15 protein-coding genes are annotated in these 17,950 nt (G+C 55.6%); 12 read left to right on the forward strand and 3 right to left on the reverse strand.

All coding sequences use genetic code 11. From position 1 onward, the window contains the following. The first annotated feature begins 87 nt into the window (after positions 1-87). Genes FHW16_RS18750 through FHW16_RS18765 form a run of 4 tightly spaced genes read left to right on the forward strand, consistent with a single transcriptional unit; the run spans position 88 to position 6,522 of the window. Positions 88-1,233, forward strand: coding sequence for an efflux RND transporter periplasmic adaptor subunit (locus FHW16_RS18750; RefSeq protein WP_246711838.1), 1,146 nt, complete (start codon positions 88-90; stop codon positions 1,231-1,233). Then, positions 1,230-2,315 (forward strand): efflux RND transporter periplasmic adaptor subunit, encoded by a 1,086-nt coding sequence (locus tag FHW16_RS18755; protein ID WP_182550795.1) that lies wholly within the window; start codon positions 1,230-1,232, stop codon positions 2,313-2,315. Before FHW16_RS18750 ends, FHW16_RS18755 begins: the two co-directional genes overlap by 4 nt. After that, positions 2,312-5,401: an efflux RND transporter permease subunit gene (locus FHW16_RS18760; RefSeq protein WP_182550796.1), complete on the forward strand. Its 3,090-nt coding sequence runs from the start codon at positions 2,312-2,314 to the stop codon at positions 5,399-5,401. Before FHW16_RS18755 ends, FHW16_RS18760 begins: the two co-directional genes overlap by 4 nt. 47 nt (positions 5,402-5,448) lie before the next feature. Continuing rightward, on the forward strand, positions 5,449-6,522 hold the full coding sequence (locus FHW16_RS18765) for a CaiB/BaiF CoA transferase family protein (RefSeq protein WP_246711839.1): 1,074 nt from the start codon (positions 5,449-5,451) through the stop codon (positions 6,520-6,522). A gap of 48 nt (positions 6,523-6,570) precedes the next feature. On the opposite strand, the gene FHW16_RS18770 is transcribed toward FHW16_RS18765, so the two are convergent. From FHW16_RS18770 to FHW16_RS18780, 3 genes are all read right to left on the reverse strand, one after another. Continuing rightward, positions 6,571-7,659 carry a porin gene (locus FHW16_RS18770; RefSeq protein ID WP_182550798.1) on the reverse strand — a complete coding sequence of 363 codons (1,089 nt, stop codon included), beginning with the start codon at positions 7,657-7,659 and terminating at the stop codon, positions 6,571-6,573. Positions 7,660-8,242: 583 nt separating this feature from the next. Then, positions 8,243-9,190, reverse strand: a complete 948-nt coding sequence (locus tag FHW16_RS18775) for a helix-turn-helix domain-containing protein (protein WP_182550799.1) — start codon at positions 9,188-9,190, stop codon at positions 8,243-8,245. A gap of 258 nt (positions 9,191-9,448) precedes the next feature. Then, positions 9,449-10,081, reverse strand: coding sequence for a TetR/AcrR family transcriptional regulator (locus FHW16_RS18780; RefSeq protein ID WP_182550800.1), 633 nt, complete (start codon positions 10,079-10,081; stop codon positions 9,449-9,451). A 166-nt stretch (positions 10,082-10,247) separates the two neighbouring features. Here FHW16_RS18780 and FHW16_RS18785 point away from each other — a divergent pair, with 166 nt between their 5' ends. The 8 genes from FHW16_RS18785 to FHW16_RS18820 all read left to right on the forward strand — a co-directional run bounded on the left by FHW16_RS18785 (position 10,248) and on the right by FHW16_RS18820 (position 17,906). After that, a complete protein-coding gene (locus tag FHW16_RS18785) occupies positions 10,248-10,502 on the forward strand; it encodes a hypothetical protein (protein ID WP_182550801.1) in 255 nt (84 codons plus the stop codon). 602 nt (positions 10,503-11,104) lie between these two features. Continuing rightward, positions 11,105-12,151: a glutamine synthetase beta-grasp domain-containing protein gene (locus tag FHW16_RS18790; protein ID WP_182550802.1), complete on the forward strand. Its 1,047-nt coding sequence runs from the start codon at positions 11,105-11,107 to the stop codon at positions 12,149-12,151. 503 nt (positions 12,152-12,654) lie between these two features. Next, complete coding sequence (locus FHW16_RS18795; protein WP_182550803.1) at positions 12,655-13,347, forward strand: hypothetical protein; 693 nt, start codon at positions 12,655-12,657, stop codon at positions 13,345-13,347. Positions 13,348-13,512: 165 nt separating this feature from the next. Beyond that, a complete protein-coding gene (locus FHW16_RS18800; protein ID WP_182550804.1) occupies positions 13,513-13,938 on the forward strand; it encodes a hypothetical protein in 426 nt (141 codons plus the stop codon). Positions 13,939-14,064: 126 nt separating this feature from the next. Next, positions 14,065-14,433 (forward strand): YbaN family protein, encoded by a 369-nt coding sequence (locus tag FHW16_RS18805; RefSeq protein ID WP_182550805.1) that lies wholly within the window; start codon positions 14,065-14,067, stop codon positions 14,431-14,433. A 246-nt stretch (positions 14,434-14,679) separates the two neighbouring features. Continuing rightward, the gene (locus tag FHW16_RS18810; RefSeq protein WP_182550806.1) at positions 14,680-15,159 is read left to right on the forward strand and encodes a GNAT family N-acetyltransferase; all 480 of its coding nucleotides are present in this window, start codon (positions 14,680-14,682) and stop codon (positions 15,157-15,159) included. 36 nt (positions 15,160-15,195) lie between these two features. Then, positions 15,196-16,221, forward strand: coding sequence for a glycoside hydrolase family 3 protein (locus FHW16_RS18815; protein WP_182550807.1), 1,026 nt, complete (start codon positions 15,196-15,198; stop codon positions 16,219-16,221). A 32-nt stretch (positions 16,222-16,253) separates the two neighbouring features. Next, positions 16,254-17,906, forward strand: a complete 1,653-nt coding sequence (locus FHW16_RS18820; protein WP_182550808.1) for an ABC transporter substrate-binding protein — start codon at positions 16,254-16,256, stop codon at positions 17,904-17,906. The last annotated feature ends 44 nt before the right edge of the window (positions 17,907-17,950 follow it).

Consider the following 17,950-nt stretch of genomic DNA (forward strand, 5'->3'; position numbering starts at 1 on the left):
GCTTTGAAGTCGACTTGTACGAGATTATACATTGACTGAATAATCAGTCAATAATATACCCGTCACACCTTTTCATGGATTGGTTGAATGATGCGGCCTGACTTTTACTCCCCGGAATGTGCGGTTGAGCGGCAATTGCCCCAGCGTATTACCCGCCACACCTGCAAAATGATGATCATGGTTTTTGGACTTGCCCTTCTCGCAGGCTGTCAGCCCGAAAAGGCCGCAGAACAAAAACCCCCGGCGCCGGTGAATGCAGCCAAGGTTGAGTTTACGGACTATTCGCAGAGTGTTTCGGTGAGTGGCGAAATACGTGCCAAGATCGACAGTAATCTTTCATTCCGCGTGAGCGGCAAGGTAACCCAGCGGCTCGTTGATGTGGGTGATCATGTGGCGGCTGGTGACGTGCTGGCACGTATCGATCCGACGCAGCAGCAAGCCGATGTCGCGGCATCTGAGGCTGCAGTGCGCTCGGCCGAGGCGCAGGTTCGTCAGGCAACCTCAGCCTTTGACCGCCAGAAAACACTTCTTGCGCAAGGCTTCACCACAAGGAGTGCCTATGACGGCGCCGAAGAAGCCCAGCGTACGGCGCAAGGGTCCCTCGACGCGGCCAAGGCTCAACTGGATACATCGCGTGAAACGCTGTCCTATACGGAGCTGAAAGCCGATGCATCCGGCGTCGTGACCGCCCGCAACATCGAGGTGGGGCAGGTCACGCAGATCGCGTCGACTGCCTTTACAGTGGCTGTAGACGGACCACGCGATGCCATCTTCAATGTCTATGAAGGATTGGTGACGCGCAATATCGGTAATCACCAGATTCAGATCGTGTTGCTCGACGATCCTTCAATCACGGCCGTCGGCACAATTCGCGAAGTCTCGCCAACCGTCGATGATGCTTCGGGTACCGTGCGCGTCAAGGTCGCCGTGCAAAATCCTCCTCCCGAAATGACTCTTGGCTCTGTGGTCATCGGAACTGTCAAACTGGCGGCCGTCAAGGCGGCGGTCCTGCCATCCTCGGTATTGACCTCGGACAATGGCAAACCGGCAGTATGGGTTGTTGATCCGCAAACAAAGGCAGTGAGTCTGCGCGACGTCACGGTAACAGCTTACGAGTCATTGAATGTCGCAATCGGTGGCGGCTTGCAGGCTGGCGAACAGGTCGTGACATCAGGCGGAACCCGGTTGCGCTCGACCGAGATTGTTGCAGTCAAGGACGGTGATCCATCATGAGGCGTGTTCATGTTTACGGCGCAAGCCTTGTCTGTCTGAGCCTGATGCTTGCTGCCTGCCAAAAACAGGACGAGGCCGCGAAACCCGAGGTTATCAGACCCGTCCTGTCTACCACGGTCAAGTCACAGTCGTTGCAGATCAGGGGATTTGCCGGAAAGGTTGAGCCGCGTTTCCAGACCCAGCTTGGCTTCCGCACACTTGGGCGCATTGTGCGCCGCGATGTTTCGGTTGGAGACCTGGTTTCGAACGGGCAGGAGATCGCAGCGCTCGACCCGCTCGCACTTGAATTGGCCGTGCAGGCGGCGGAAGCCAGTCTGTCATCTGCAAGGGCCCAACTGGTCAATGCGGCATCAACGGAAGATCGCCAGAAGGCGCTTCTCAGCAAGGATTCGTCGACGCAAGCGACGTTTGATGAAGCTCAGCAGGCCAACGCCGCGGCAAGCGCTGCGGTTGTGCGTGCGGATGCCGATCTGACAAAGGCGCGAGAAGAGCTTGGCTATGCGGTGCTTCGGTCTGATTTCGACGGGGTGGTCACATCCTTGCAGGCCGATGTGGGACAGACCGTGACTGCCGGGCAACTGGTTGCCGTGGTTGCACGCCCCGACGTACGGGAAGCCGTGGTCGATATACCGGAGGCAGTGGCGAACCCGATTAAGATCGGCAGCAAGTTCGGGGTTTCGCTGCAAACGGATCCCACGATACAGACATCCGGTGTTGTCAGGGAAATAGCCCCGCAAGCTGATGAAGCGACACGCACGCGCCGCACGCGCATTACCCTCGAGCAGCCGCCGGAAGGATTTCGCCTTGGAACAACTGTCACGGCCTATCTGACCACCGCTGCGGACCCGAGAATACGCATTCCGGCAACCGCCATTCTTGACAAGGACGGCAAGACATTTGTCTGGCTGATCGATGAAAAGCAGGCAACGGTCTCTACCAAGGAAGTCAGGCTGGAAGGCCGCACCAACGCCGAGGCAATTGTCGCCGACGGGCTGACCGATGGTGACCGCATAGCAACGGCGGGAGCTCATAGCTTTGCCGAAGGCCAAAAGATCAAGTTGACTGACGGGAATTCACTATGAAGACGTTCAACCTCTCCGAATGGGCGCTCGATCACAAGTCCCTGGTCTGGTATTTCATGATCGTTTTCACGATTGCGGGGATTTTCTCCTACCTCAATCTTGGCCGTGAAGAAGACCCGAACTTCACGATCAAGACCATGGTGATCTCGGCTCAATGGCCGGGCGCGTCGATTGAAGATACGACAACGCAGGTCACCGACCGGATCGAAAAGAAGCTCGAAGAGCTCGATACACTCGACTATACCAAGAGTGTCAGTTCACCCGGCTCGACGACGATTTTCCTGAATCTGAAGGATACCGTACGCGGCGAAGCGGTCACCCAGACATGGATTCGCGCCCGAAATCTTATTCGCGACATTCAATCTGAACTGCCGCAGGGTGTCGTTGGCCCGTTTTTCAATGATGATTTCGGCGACGTCTACGGAAACGTCTACGGATTTACCTCTGACGGGCTGAGCCAACGGCAACTGCGCGACTATGTTGAGGATGTCAGACGAAAAGTCCTGACCGTTCCCGACGTCGGCAAGGTCGAGCTGGTCGGTGCGCAGGATGAGGCCATTTATCTTGAGTTTTCCCCCAAACAGGTTGCGGCTTTGGGTCTGGATCAACAGGCGATCATCAGCACCTTGCAGGCCCAGAATGCGATCACCCCATCGGGTGTGATTGAGACCGGTCCAGAGCGGGTGATGATCCGGGTCAATGGCCAGTTCGTATCGGAGAGAAGCCTGCAGGCCATCAATCTTCGGGTCAATGATCGTTTCTTCCGTTTGAGTGACGTGGCGCGAGTCACGCGTGGCTATCAGGATCCCCCGACCAGTCTCTTTCGTGTGAACGGCAAAGAAGCCATCGGTCTTGCCATCGGCATGAAGCCGAACGGCAATCTGCTCAAATTCGGTGAAAAGCTCAAAGAACAGATGCAACAGATCACGGCGGATCTGCCCGTGGGCGTTGGCATCAATCTCGTTTCAGATCAGCCGCAAATCGTTGAAGAGGCCGTATCGGGCTTCACGAGAGCCCTTTTTGAAGCCGTTGCCATTGTGCTGGCCGTCAGTTTCGTCAGTCTGGGCATGCGCGCCGGCTTTGTGGTTGCGCTGGCCATACCGCTTGTTCTGGCGATCACCTTCATGGTGATGGAGTATATGGGCATCTCGCTCCAGCGCATTTCACTTGGTGCGCTGATCATTGCCCTTGGACTGCTCGTCGATGACGCAATGATTGCGGTCGAGATGATGGTGGCGCGGCTTGAGGCGGGGGATAATCTGCGAAAAGCAGCGACCTATGTTTACACGCACACGGCTTTTCCGATGCTGACAGGCACGCTGGTGACAGTGTCCGGCTTCATTCCCGTCGGTCTCAACAGCAGTGCGGCGGGTGAATTCACCTACACACTGTTTGTGGTGATCGCCGTCTCTCTCGTTGTCTCCTGGATTGTAGCTGTCGTCTTTACACCGTTGCTCGGTGTGACATTGCTGCCGAAAACAATGAAGAACAAGCACGAAAATCCTGGCCGATTTACCCTCTTGTTCCAGCGGATTCTTCTGCTCTGCATGCGGTTCCGCTGGGTAACCATTGCTGTAACAGTCGTGATTTTTGCGGTCTCCGTCTATGGAATGGGTCATGTTCAGCAGCAATTCTTCCCCAATTCCGATCGTCATGAACTCGTTGTCGATTGGAATCTGCCGCAGAATGCATCGATCCTTGAAACCAAGGCGCAGATGGACAAGTTCGAGGCAGAGCAATTGGTTGGTAACGCTGATATCGACCATTGGAGTTCCTATGTCGGGCAGGGTGCCATCCGATTCCTTCTGTCGTTCGACGTACAGCCGGCGAATCCGTTCTTTGGACAGACGGTCATCGTGACGAAAAGTCTGGAGGCTCGCGACCGGTTGCGCACGAAATTGCAGGCATGGCTGAAGAACGAATTTCCGAGCACGGACGCGTTTGTGCATCTGCTTGACATCGGCCCGCCTGTCGGTCGCCCGGTTCAATATCGTGTCAGCGGTCCGGATGTCCAAAAGGTGCGCGATTACGCCCACGACATGGCCAATCTCGTTGCCGGCAATCCATCCATCGGCGACATCACCTTCGATTGGAACGAGCCATCGCGTGTCATCAAGGTTGATGTGCTGCAGGATAAAGCACGGCAGCTCGGCATCACCTCGGAATCGATTGCCTCTTCGTTGAACTCCGTTGTTGGCGGATCGACGATCACGCAGGTGAGGGATTCCATCTATCTGATCAACGTTGTTGTCCGTGCACGCGCTGATGAACGCGGATCGATCGATCAGCTTCGCAATCTCCAGCTTCCAACCAGCAATGGCCAGTCTGTGCCGGCTGCAGCTGTTGCCAATTTCCGCTACGAGCTGGAGCAGCCCATCGTTTGGCGGCGTGCCCGCCAGCCCACCGTCACGTTGAAGGCGGGTGTTCTTGGCGCGTTGCAGCCCGCGACAGTGGTGACGCAACTGGCGCCAAAAGTGAAGGAGTTTGCCGACAAACTGCCCCCCGGCTACGGCGTCGTTGTCGGCGGTGCTGTCGAAGAAAGCGGCAAGGCCCAGGCGCCGATCGCCGCCGTCGCTCCTCTGATGCTGTTCGCTATGGTGACACTGCTGATGATCCAGCTGCAAAGCTTCCAGCGCCTGTTTCTGGTCTTTGCGGTTGCACCTCTGGCCATTATTGGTGTCGTCGCAGCACTGCTTACCAGCAACTCGCCGTTGGGCTTTGTGGCATTGCTCGGCGTGTTGGCGTTGATCGGCATTCTGATCCGGAATTCCGTCATTCTTGTCGTCCAGATCGAGGATCTGCGACGGGAAGGCAAGGATCCTTGGAGTGCGGTGGTCGAAGCGACCGAGCATCGAATGCGTCCCATCATGCTGACAGCCGCCGCTGCCAGTCTCGCGCTGATACCGATAGCCCGCGAGATTTTCTGGGGTCCGATGGCTTATGCGATGATGGGCGGCATTATCGTTGGAACGGTTTTGACACTCTTGTTCCTGCCAGCTCTTTATATCGCCTGGTTCCGTATCAAGGCGCCTGATCATAACGCTCCACCCGAGGGGCATCAGGAACCAGCGGCTGTCAATGCATAATGGGTAGGGTGGGGGCTCGGCGCTCCCGCCAGGCAACGGGAATGAGCATGAGCGAACAGGCACCGCAAAATCCCCTGCACACGCTTCGTGTCATTGAGTTTGAAGGAATAGGCCCGGGGCCTCTCGCCGGGCTTATGCTCGCCAGTCTTGGCGCGCAGGTGACTGTGATCAGCCGGCCGGTCCCACAGCAGATCATGCGCGAATTTGGCGGTGACCACGGCGAAAATCCTTTGCGCCGGAACAAGCAGGTCATTCCCCTCGATCTTAAAACAGCGGCGGGTGTCACCCGGGCACTTGAGCTGATCGCCGGTGCAGATGCTTTGATCGAAGCCAACAGGCCCGGTGTGATGGAACGCCTTGGCCTTGGACCGGCCGAATGTGCGGCCCGCAATCCGCGGCTCGTCTATGGCCGCATGACCGGTTGGGGACAGACGGGACCGTTGTCACAGTCTGCGGGTCACGATCTGAACTATCTCGCGTTGACGGGGCTTCTTTCGCTCTCTGCACGTCCCGGCGAGGCGCCCATCGTACCGCCAACTGTCATGGGCGATGCAACCGGCGCCCTTGGTCTGTGTTTCGGCATTGTCAGTGCGGTGCTGGATGCCCGGGCGACGGGTCGCGGAAGAGTGGTTGATGCGGCCATTGTCGATGTGGTGGCGATGCTGGGCACGATCGTTCAGTTGGCGCGATCAAGTGGACAGATCGATGGAGCTCGCCCAAGCCCGTTCCACGACTCGCCCTTTTACGACAGCTATGTCTGTGCTGACGGCCGTTTCATCACGATCGGTGCACTTGAAAACCAGTTCTACACGCTCTTGCTTGCCAAGCTGGGGCTTTCTGACGTTGATCCCGCCTCGCAATATGACCGGACGGAGTGGCCTGGCCTCAAAAGGCGGTTCACGGACCTGTTCGCCAGTCGTGCGCGCGATCACTGGTGCGATCTTCTGGAAGGAACAGATGCCTGCTTCGCACCGGTCTTGAGCATCGCGGAAGCGGTAGGTCATCCTCACGCCAAAGCACGCGGCATTTACACGGAGACGTCTTCCGGCCTCATCGAAGCAGCCCCGGCGCCGCGGTTTTCCGATCTTGACCTGACAGACAAGCCGGATCACCGTCAATAAGAATCCGGGGCCTTTCGGCCCCGGACGTTCATTCAAGCGTGACGATAATCAGAAGTTGCGCTGGAAGCGGATAACACCACCGAAGGCATCATCGTTGCCGCCAAGGCGAATGGATTCATCCTTACGTTCGCCGTCGAACTTGGTGTAGTTGATTTCCGGCGTGATCGTGAAGCCTGGAACAATCTCATAGGCCACGTTCAAAGCAGCAGCAATTGTGCCCTGTTCTTCGTAAGCAACCTGAGCATTGACGGTTGCCTTATCGGAAACCTTGGCAGCGATGCCGCCCCAGAGGGCATAATCGCCTTCCCATGTACCGAACCAGTTGCGGTTCAGATTGGTGCTGAAGGAATGTTCGTCGTAGTTGGTCTGGTAGGCGCCCATGATCCAGGCGGTAACCGTATCGGTGACCTTTACGTCCAACCGAGCCTTGAAGCCCCATTCTTCAACCGCAGAGTCATAGCCTGCGATACCGGAGATTTTGCCCCAGCTCTGTTCCCACTTCGCGCCGATGAGAGCGTGTGGCATGTAGTCATCAATGCGGTAATCGTAGCCCTGGTCTGTTTCACCCTGTTCAGCAGCGATAATAGCCGAGAAGCCATTTCCGCCGGTATAGGTGTAGCTGACCTGGTTGCTGGCAAAGCTGTTGTACTGGATCACGTCGTCATTGATGATATCGCCGGCATAACCAACCCACGAGCCGAAGATTTCGTCAGCAACACCGATGCGGAAGCCGCCCAGTTCAATGAAGGCCTGCGGGATGGAAGCACCATCCTGATCACCATCGGTGTACTGGAAGCGTGTCTGGATGTAAGAGCGCAATGTGCCGAGCTCGGTTTCTGACCGGGCATCAAAACGCACCTCAGCGCGAGCGCGCTTGTAATAGGTGTCGTTCTGGCCGCCCATGTGACCGCCGGTGTACGGATCATCACCACCGCCGGCATCATAGCGCATATAGCCGCCGATCTTCAGGCATGTCTCTGTGCCGGGAATATAGAAGAAACCAGCGCCGTATGCATCGCAGACGCGAACATATTCGACAGCTTCTGGTTCGGCGACAACGACTGCATCCGCAGCGCGAGCTCCTGACACCGCAATCAGTGCCGCGGCGGAGCCGAGAAGAAGACTTTTTATATTCATGTCGATCTCCAGTTAAGGATCATTGTTAAGGGGGCAAGCCATATTGCAGTGCCTCACTTATGTCTTACTTTGGTACCCTTTTGGTCAAAGGACATAACTGGTCGTATCTTGCTACCATCCCCATTGTTGCTAATTTGCTACATTCCGTTTGACCGGGAAAATCGTATTGCAAAGCTCTATTCCAATCGTTGTGTGCCATAAATCCTTGCGCGGATTGATGTTTCCGGATGCAAATCAATTTTTTGTCAGATGTTAACTTTCGCGGGCCGGTTTTGCCGCGAGGGTGCGAAGCGGCGTAGAAAATCAGATGTTTTTTTGCCAAGCGACGCTTCTTTCAGAAAAACGATCCCAAACTGGTAGCAAAAAACGACCAGTTATGTCCTTTGACTGCCTTGAAAAATGGATGCAACGTGATCCTGCATATTCTCGACGGCGTAGAAGGACTGCGTCGGACAAGAAGGCGATTGAGTTCAGTTGATCTCCAGTCAATGCTCAAAGACCCTGCCTCAAAAAGGCAGGGTCATTTCGTTTCGGGCATGATGTTTGACGTGAAAAGCTAAAGCACCTGGCGCCGGACCTGATCCTAGGCGAAGCGATCCATGGGCAACAGATCATAGTCCTTGTTGGCAAGGTGGAGATCAAACTGCGCGCGGGCAATATGCGCCGCAACCATGTTCTCGAACACGTCGTTGAGGGGCGGCAGTATTTCGATCTTTCTGCCACCATCTTCCAGCAGGCGCACAAGCCCCTCGGCTTCGGCCCGTTTCATGAGCCGACGTATGTGGGTGCGCGATACGCCATAGAGGTGACCGATTTCGTCGTAAGGAAAGCACACTATGCTTTCTTCAGCGTTTGTACGTGGTTCCTTCATTGACATCAGCTTGCACAACAGAACGCCGCCGCCATCGCTGATGGCAAACAATTGGGAACTGTGCAGCTCGGAAATCATGGTGCTGACATTCAGCAGCGAATGCAGGCTGGATGCGAAGTAGTTTTCGACGAAATCATCCGTTCCCTCGATCAGCTGCTTGTAATGCCGCGAGGGAAATAATTTATCCGCTGCACTGAGAGCGATCCCGGTAATTCGTCTGATCCCGAATATCAGTCTGCCGGTTGGCTGGATCAGATGATTCCTGTGATCACTTTCGTCGAGCACGCGGGTGACGAGCCCTATATTTTCCAAAAGATCGATTGTCGCGGCAGTAGTGTTCTTGCTGCACAGCTTCAGGCCGGATGTTATGTTTTGAATACCGGAAATTGTTGCGCCGTGATGCCGGTTGTCACGGGTGAAATGCAACGCCAGAATAGACATGCAAATCACCTGACGGGCAACATTGGCCATGACCTTGTTGGCCATATAGCGGCCCTCGAAAATTCTGACGGCACCACGTGCATAGTCCGCTGAAGCATCGCCGAAGTTTGGATTTCGGCGCAGGATGGCGACCCTCTGCAGCAGCCATTTCGAACGCGTCTCATGGCTGATGCACGAAAGCGTTTCCGGCATGCTGTCGTTCGTGAATGCTATCCCCATTCGATCAATTTTCCGTTCGGAGTATCATTGACTGCGGGCTTGGCCTTGAAGAAGGTCTTTGACCAATGCGGCGGCACTGGCAAATTAAATTTGTGTAATCCGGGTCTTTGCCGGGCGCAGCTCGATAACAAGTGCGTGAAGCAGCAGATCGCTGACCGTTATCGGTCCGAATGGCGGCTTATGACGGTGGATTGAAGATGAGTTTTGCATACAAAGAGGGACGTGAAGAAGGGGTGCGAGAATCAAATTGCCGTTGCACTATGGAGAGATGTAAGCGGCGATCATGGCATCGCAAGCGCGTTTCAATTGCTGCTGCGGGCCCTCCGCTCCCGTGCTCTGGCCGCATACCCTTGCGCCTTCGACAAGCAGCATGAGCGCGTCAGCCAGTTGTTCCGCCTGCTTGGTTCCGGCCTGTCGGCAAAGGCTGGTCAGGCGCTCCATATGTACTTTCTTGGCATCCATGATCACTTTGAACGCAGGATGGTTTGCTTCCTTTAACTCAATAGCGGCATTGGCCAGGTCGCAACCACGGGGATCGTTGAATATGCATTCGGCGGCTTCTTCGATCCAGCCGCGTATCTGGGCAAGGGGATCGTCTGGAAAAGCCGCTTCCAGATCGCGCCAGATCTGCTCACGACGCGCCGAAACCTGTTTGAGAGTCTCGCAGACCAGATCATCCTTTGATCCGAAATGGCGATAGAGGGTCATCTTGTTGGACTCGGCGGCTTCAGCAATCGCGTCAACCCCGACGCCCCTGATACCCTGCTGGCGAAACAGCTCAATGGCACTCGCGACAATGCGCGCCCGCGGTGGCATGCGGCCGACATCGGATTCCACGGGTGTAACAGTCTCGTGAGGCTTTGACATTTCCTGCGTTAACGCGCTTGACATTGATGTTACCGTCCAGTAACTATTGGCTGTTACTTACCGGTAACACGCATCTGGTTCATGTGTCAATTTTATTTGAGATTGGTATTCGGGCCGACGCCACAGAAAAGTACGGATTTAACATTCTATTTGCCAATGCGGCGCTCTTGCCGCTGAGAAGGAGAGCATCATGCCACAGACATATGCCGATCTTACCCTTGCTGAAGCCCTGTCAGATCCCTTGATCAACGCTGTTATGAGCGCTGACCACGTGACCCGCAGCGAGCTTGAACTCCTTATGAAGTCTGTGGCCCGCAAAAATCTCGAAGCAGCCGCTTCCAGCAATTGGCAACGACCGTTTACGGTGGATCGACCCGCCGTGACCAAAAGCTTGCTTGCGCTGGGTGCGCGTGCTCGCACTGCATGCTGCGAAAGTGCGGTATAGCGGCTTACTCAGTTATCCAATTGTTGCGTTGAAAAGAACCGGCGGCTTCCATGAGGGCTGCCGGTTTCATTTTGACCGGAGATTCGTTGGCGGCGCCGTCAAACAATTCCGCCGAAATCATTGCATTTGTCCGATTTGGCAGGATGAATCCGGCAGGTTCACGCAGGGCCGGGTCGGATGGCGATGCCACTGACAGATCGGGTCTCAATGCAGATGCGGTGCGCTTGTTCCCGCGTTGCATCTGCACAGGATTTCCGCAACTGCCCAAAATATAATCATTCAATGTACAATTGTTGGGCTGGTGCCTTCGCTGTTCATTGCGAGGCTCTTACGAAACATTGCTCCTGAAACAGGGAGCCATTGGAAGTCCGGTAAACAACGCGGGTGCATTCAGGCATCTGCCGATGCTCATCCGTGATTTCATTCGCTGGCAAGCTAAAGTTTCACTTTTTTACGCTGTTTCGAACGGTGGCCAGGCTGCAGCCGGGAAGACTGGCACGTAACTTGCTTTGATGAATTTATCCGCAGGCGAATGCGCACGATTGGGTGCAGGACCTGCAAAATGGATCAGAGCGCACAACGACGTAGTGAGAGAAGCCATAATGACAAAATACAAACTCGAATATATCTGGCTCGACGGTTACACACCGGTGCCCAACCTTCGTGGCAAGACTCAGGTGAAGGAATTCGATGCATTCCCGAAGCTGGAACAGTTGCCTCTCTGGAACTTTGACGGAAGCTCGACGCTGCAGGCCGAGGGAAGAAGTTCTGACTGCGTTTTGAAGCCGGTTGCCGTCTATCCCGACAGTGAACGCAAGAATGGCGTTCTGGTCATGTGCGAAGTCATGATGCCTGACGGCAAAACACCGCATCCTTCCAACAAGCGCGCGAGCATCATTGATGATGAGGGCGCGTGGTTCGGATTCGAACAGGAGTATTTCCTCTATAAGAATGGTCGTCCGCTCGGGTTCCCTGAATCGGGTTTTCCGGCTCCCCAGGGGCCTTATTATACGGGTGTCGGGTACAGCAATGTCGGTGATGTTGCCCGCAAGATCGTCGAAGAGCATCTTGATATCTGCCTCGCTGCCGGTCTGAACCACGAAGGCATCAATGCTGAAGTGGCCAAGGGACAGTGGGAATTCCAGATTTTCGGAAAGGGCTCCAAGAAGGCTGCCGACGAAATCTGGATGGCACGCTACCTCTTGCAGCGTTTGTGCGAAAAGTATTGCATTGATATCGAATATCATTGCAAGCCGCTTGGCGATACGGACTGGAACGGCTCCGGCATGCATGCCAATTTCTCGACCACCTATATGCGTGAAGTCGGTGGTCAGGAATACTTCGAGGACGTCATGGCTGCGTTTGAAGCCGCCTGCGACGATCATATTGCCGTGTACGGACCGGACAACCATCTGCGTCTGACCGGCAAGCATGAAACCCAGTCGATTCACCAGTTCAGCTACGGTGTTGCCGATCGCGGTGCTTCGATCCGCGTGCCGCATAGCTTCGTGAACAATGGCTATCGAGGCTATCTTGAAGATCGCCGCCCTAACTCTCAGGGCGATCCCTACCAGATCGCTTCGCAGATCCTGCGCACGATCGCCTCGGTTCCGGAGCCGGTTGAAGACCGCCTCGCTGCTGTGGCTTAAATCATTCTGGCATGGCGCGGGTTTTTCTGCGCCATGTCACTTTTGTAGAAACAGGCTGCACAGCCCTCACAGAATATGCACCCGGACGCCTGATCCAGCTAAAGACGCAGCTGCCGAACCGGGCCAATTTTCAAAGAAAAATTGCCAATCGATTTAACGCGGCCCGGTCTTGGGGGCCGGACGGTTATTTCGTTGCGCCGACACTTACTTGCAGTGGAATATGATCTTGCTTGCAATCAATGGGTGAGAAGATCATGTTGCGTTTGCGATGCCATCGATCACAGACTCTGGGATTATAATGATGCGCAATTCACCTGCAAATATTCCTGAATCCGAGACATTTTCAGCCACAATCGAAGCGCAGATTCCGCGCGATGACTTCGAGTGATGCGTTGAACGCGTTTCATTCAATAGGGACGGGAGCCATCGAGGCATTGTTAAACCGGAACGCATGGTGCGTGCCCGGGGGAAACGCGAACCATAATCGCAAGGAACATCTGAAAATGAACCAGTTTCTTACAAAAACGCTCGCCGCTTCGGTGATTGTTGGCGCCGGAATGACCTTATTTGCCCTTCCTGCATCCGCAGAGACCACTGCGGCCCAGTCCGTCACCAAAGAATGCAGCACAAAATATAACGCAGCCAAGGATGCGGGCACGCTCAATGGTCAGAAATGGCCACAGTTCCTGTCAACTTGCAGCGCCAGCTTGAAGACCGATGCCGCGGCACCGGCTCCCGCAGCGGCTGCTCCGACGGCCAAACAAGCCAAGGAAACCGCAAAGCCTGCCAAGGCACAGGCGGCAGCGCCCGCAACTGCAGGGACAATGTCGGCCAAGGCTGTGACCAAGGAGTGCAGCACACAGTATCAGGCATCCAAATCTGCCGGTACGCTGAATGGCCAGAAGTGGCCGCAGTTCCTTTCCGCTTGTAGCGACAGCCTGAAGTCTGATCAGTCCGATGCGGCGACACCACCTGAACCGACGGTGGCACCAACCAAGGCCTCCGCGAGCAAGGCCGCCACAGCCCCTGAAACATCTGCCAGCGGCAAGCCTTTGTCTGCCGGTGAGATTGCATTCCGTTCGCGTATTCGCGAATGCGGTGAGGAATGGCAGAAGGCGAAGGCATCCAACAAGGTTGCTGGTCAAACTTGGCCACAATACTGGAGCGCATGCAACACACGCCTGAAGGCTGAATAAGGGCAACTGCCGCAAGGCGTTTGCTTATAGAATCTTTTATACGCCCGGACAGGATCTAACCCTGTCCGGGCGTTTCTGCTTGCAACGTCTGATTTTTTCTGGCGTCATCCATTTTCCATAGAGCCTGAATACTATTGAGTTCTGCGGGCGCAAAAGGAGAATCCCATGCCGATACAAGATTTGGTGGACAGCATAGCAACCCAAGCCAATCTTGATCCGCAAGTGGCGGAAAAGGCGGCGGGGACGGTACTTTCCGTGCTTCAGCATGAAGCACCGGAACAGGCGGCAACGCTCTTCGCAAAGATACCGGGCGCGGCACAGCTTGCACAAAGTTTCGACGTCATGGCTGCAGGCAATCAGTCGGGTGGATTGCTTTCCAGCATAACCGGATTTCTGGGCGGTGCCGCCGGTGAAAAAGTCGGGGCAATCGTCAACGGAGTTGCGGCGCTCAAAGCCAGCGGTTTGACGGTTGAACAAATTCAGCAGGCCGGTTCCGCGGTGGTCGCCCATGCCAAGGCATCGGCCGACCCGCAATTGGTCGACAAGATCATCGCCTCAGTTCCCGGTTTGAAGGGACATTTCGGTTTCTGAAACCGGGACGTAAATTCATTAATGCGTTTGCGGTCGAACACGCGACAAGCGTACAGGCTGACATTCGCCGTCTTTCCGGGTACACCGCTCCTATACTGCCGCACGGGTGGCGGGGGAGCAGGTACAATGAACGGGACAAGACGCGCGGTTTACTTTGCGCTTGGATGGGTGATGGTCGCGCTCGGATTTATCGGCGCGCTGCTTCCCGTTATGCCCACAACCATTTTCCTGATTATTGCCGCCTGGTGCTTTGGCCGTTCTTCGCCGCGTTTTGAGAAATGGCTGCTGGAACATCCGGTCTTTGGCCCGACCTTGGTCCAGTGGCAGCGCCACGGTGCCATTCCCGTCCGGGTAAAATGGATTGCCTGCAGCGGCATGGCATTCGGCTATGGCTCGTTCTGGTATTTTGCCCGGCCGACGCCGCTCCTTGGTGCTGTCGTGGCACTGTTCTTCATCGCTTGCGCCGTTTACGTCGTTTCCCGACCAAGCGGTTAAAGTTGAGGCCTGACGGTCCATGGATGCGAATCAAAAGATCTGCGCGCACTCGATGTTATTGAAATCCTTCTGTGGTGCGGCGACGTTGCGTCCCGCAAGTGACCGAGATCATACAAAGCCCGGTAGTTGCTCACACGAATGGGCATCAGGAAAAACCAGTTGACAAGCCCATTCAAAAATCCAACTCTATTACATTAAAAGGGGATATATTCCATTATAATGGAATTATTTGAATGAGGAGCAGCGGTGGCGGATTTACTTGTAAGCTTGTACGCCGACAAGCTGGTGGAGCTGAAAACCAAAGCCGAAGGTGTCGCTGTTACCATCCGTCCGGTGCTTGCGCCCGAGGCGCAACTGGTCACGGATTGGGTGAGGGAGTATTTCAGCGCCAATTGGGCCAGTGAAGTCATGGTTGCTATCACGCGCCAGCCTTCCGCTTGTCTCATTGCTATCGAAGACGGCGAGCTTGTGGGATTTGCCTGCTACGATGCGACCGCACGCGGCTTTTTCGGCCCGACGGGCGTGCATCCCGACAATCAGGGCAAAGGCTATGGTCTGGCCCTTTTTTCAGCCGCCTTGCAAACCATGAAAACGCTGGGTCATGCCTACGCCTTCATCGGCGATGCCGGGCCGGTGGATTTCTATGCCAAGGCGGCCGGTGCCATCGAAATTCCAGCCAAAGACAAAGGCGTTTATCAGGGCATGCTGCGCGCCAAGCGACCATGATCCCTTCTCAATCATAGACCTTATGGAGTGAATACAGTGTCCAGCCAATTGCCTCTTGCCTTGTTTGTCGGCATTCCCAATCCAACTTTGTCGCCTGATGAGATCGCACTGTTTCGCGAAACCAATCCGCTTGGCCTCTTCGTCGGCCGCCGCAACCAGCGCGAGCCACAGCAGGTCAAGGCGTTGATCGAAAGTTTCCGTGAGGCCGTCGGCCGTGACGACGCGCCCGTCTTTACCGATCAGGAAGGCGGTCGTGTTCAGCATCTGGATGCTGGCCCCTGGCCGCTGTTCCGCAGCTTTGGCGAATTTGCCCGCCTTGCCCGTCATGATCTTGAACTGGCACGAAAAGCCCTGCGTCTCTCGTCCCGTGCCATGGGCACAATGATGACGGAATTGGGTCTTTCCAGCGGTTGCTCGCCGGTGCTTGATCTGGTGTTCGATACAACAAGCGATGTCATCGGTGCCCGGTCGTTTGGGGCTGATCCGGAACTCGTGACTGCCCTTGGCCGCGAAGTCATCGAAGGGCTTCTTGAGACAGGCAACATGCCCGTCATGAAGCATATTCCGGGCCACGGCCGTGCCACGCTGGATTCGCACAAGGAGCGGCCTGTGGTCGACGCCAGCAAGGAAACCCTTCTTGCGACCGATTTCAAACCGTTCGTTGATCTCAGGGATACGCCCTGGGCGATGGTGGCCCATGTGGTCTACTCCGCCTATGACAAGGAGCAGCCTGCCTCCGTTTCGCCCATCATGCTTGACGTCATCCGCAAGGATCTCGCCTATGACGGCGTACTCATTTCCGATTGCATATTCATGAATTCGCTGACCGGCACGATGCCCGAGCGGGTCGCGCAGGTTCTCGATGCGGGCTTTGACGTTGCCCTGCACAGCCACGGCGATCTTGCCGACAGCGAAGCGGCAGCAAAGGCATCACGCCCGCTGACGGATGACGCAGCCCGCCGTATTGCGGCGGCCAATGCCCGTCTCGGCTCGTTGAAAGTGGATGTAAAGACCGCGCACGCGGAAGTCGAAGACATGTTCGCCAGCGCGCTGGTCAGTTGACCGTATCGATCAATAAAAACAGGGGAATACGCATGTCGAGAAACCGTTTGTTTGCAGCAGCCTCTGCAATGATGCTTCTGTCAACGCCCGCCATGGCGCAGACAGTGCTGACCGTCAATATCGAGCCTGCCACTACCTGGGTGCGCAACTTCAATCCATTCAACCAGACGTCCGCGCGTCAGAGCACGCTTGATTTCATCTACGAGCCGCTTGTCATCTTCAACCGCTTTGACAACAACAAGCCGAGCTATCGCCTGGCGGAAAGCTACAAACTGGCAGATGACCTGAAGAGCATCGAGTTCAAGCTGCGTCCGGATTTGAAGTGGTCGGATGGCAAGCCGCTGACTTCGGCTGACGTTAAATTCACCTATGACTATCTGAAGAAATTCCCGGCGCTCGATTTCGTCAGCATCTGGAAGTTCATCGATGGTATCGAGATTGTCGACGCGCAGACTGTCCGGTTCACGCTGGTCAATCCAAGCTCCCTTGCTGCGGATCAACTGGTACAGGTTCCGATCATTCCGGAGCATGTCTGGAAGGATATTGCTGATCCAGTGACCTTCGCCAACGAAAACCCTGTTGGCAGCGGCCCGATGACCGAGATTGCCCGTTTCACCGGCCAGACCTATGACCAGTGCCGCAACCCGAATTATTGGGATGCTGCAGAACTCAAGATCGATTGCATGCGTTTTCCGCAATTGGCCGACAACAACCAGATACTCACCGCCACCGCCAATGGTACGCTCGATTGGGGCGTGTCATTCCTGCCGGACGTGGAAAACACTTACGTCGCTAAGGACCCCGAGCATTTCCACTACTGGTATACGCCCGGCAGCATGGTCGCATTCCTGTTCAATCTGGAGACGGCCAATGAAAATAACCGCAAGGCATTCAATGATGTAAAATTCCGCCGTGCCGTCAGCATGGCGCTCGACCGGCAGGGAATGATCGATGTGGCCGGTTATGGCTATCCCACGCTGAATGATGATCCCTCGGGTCTGGGCGAGCTCTACAAGAACTGGTCTGATCCCTCGGTTCTCGCTGACTTCGGCAAGTACGGCAAATACGATACCGATGCCGCCAAGGCGCTGCTCGATGAAGCAGGATATGCCGACAAGGACGGTGACGGTTTCCGCGACAATCCCGATGGCACCAAACTGTCGTTCTCGCTGATCGTTCCCAATGCCTGGACGGACTGGATCGACACCGTGCAGATCGCGATTGAAGGCATGCAGGCTGCGGGACTGGATGTAAAGATCGCCACGCCGGAAGAGGCTGTATGGTCGGGTAACCTGATCAATGGCAGCTTCGATATGGCGATCAACAGCCTGCCTGCCGCAGCCTCGCCCTACTATCCCTATCAGCGCGCCTATAACGAGCAGGACAAGGGCAAGACCCGCTTCACCTCGCAGCGCTGGTTCAATCCGGATCTCGCCAAATTGCTCGTGGATTTCACACGCACCGCTGATCCGGCTGAACAGAAGAACGTGATGAACAAGGCTCAGCGTATCGTGGCGGAAAACCTGCCGATGATGCCGGTGTTCAACAATCCGAACTGGTATCAGTACAATACCAAGCGATTCACCGGCTGGTCGACGAAGGATCATCCATTCGTCAATCCTTCGATCACACGCAACAACCCGGCGCGTCTCATTCACCTTCTGGCGCTTGAGCCGGTCAAGTAGGCATCGCAAGGCGGGGGCGGGTGAAACCTGTCTCCGCCGCGATG

The organism is Phyllobacterium myrsinacearum (assembly GCF_014138285.1).
GTDB classification, from domain to species: Bacteria; Pseudomonadota; Alphaproteobacteria; order Rhizobiales; family Rhizobiaceae; genus Phyllobacterium; species Phyllobacterium myrsinacearum_A.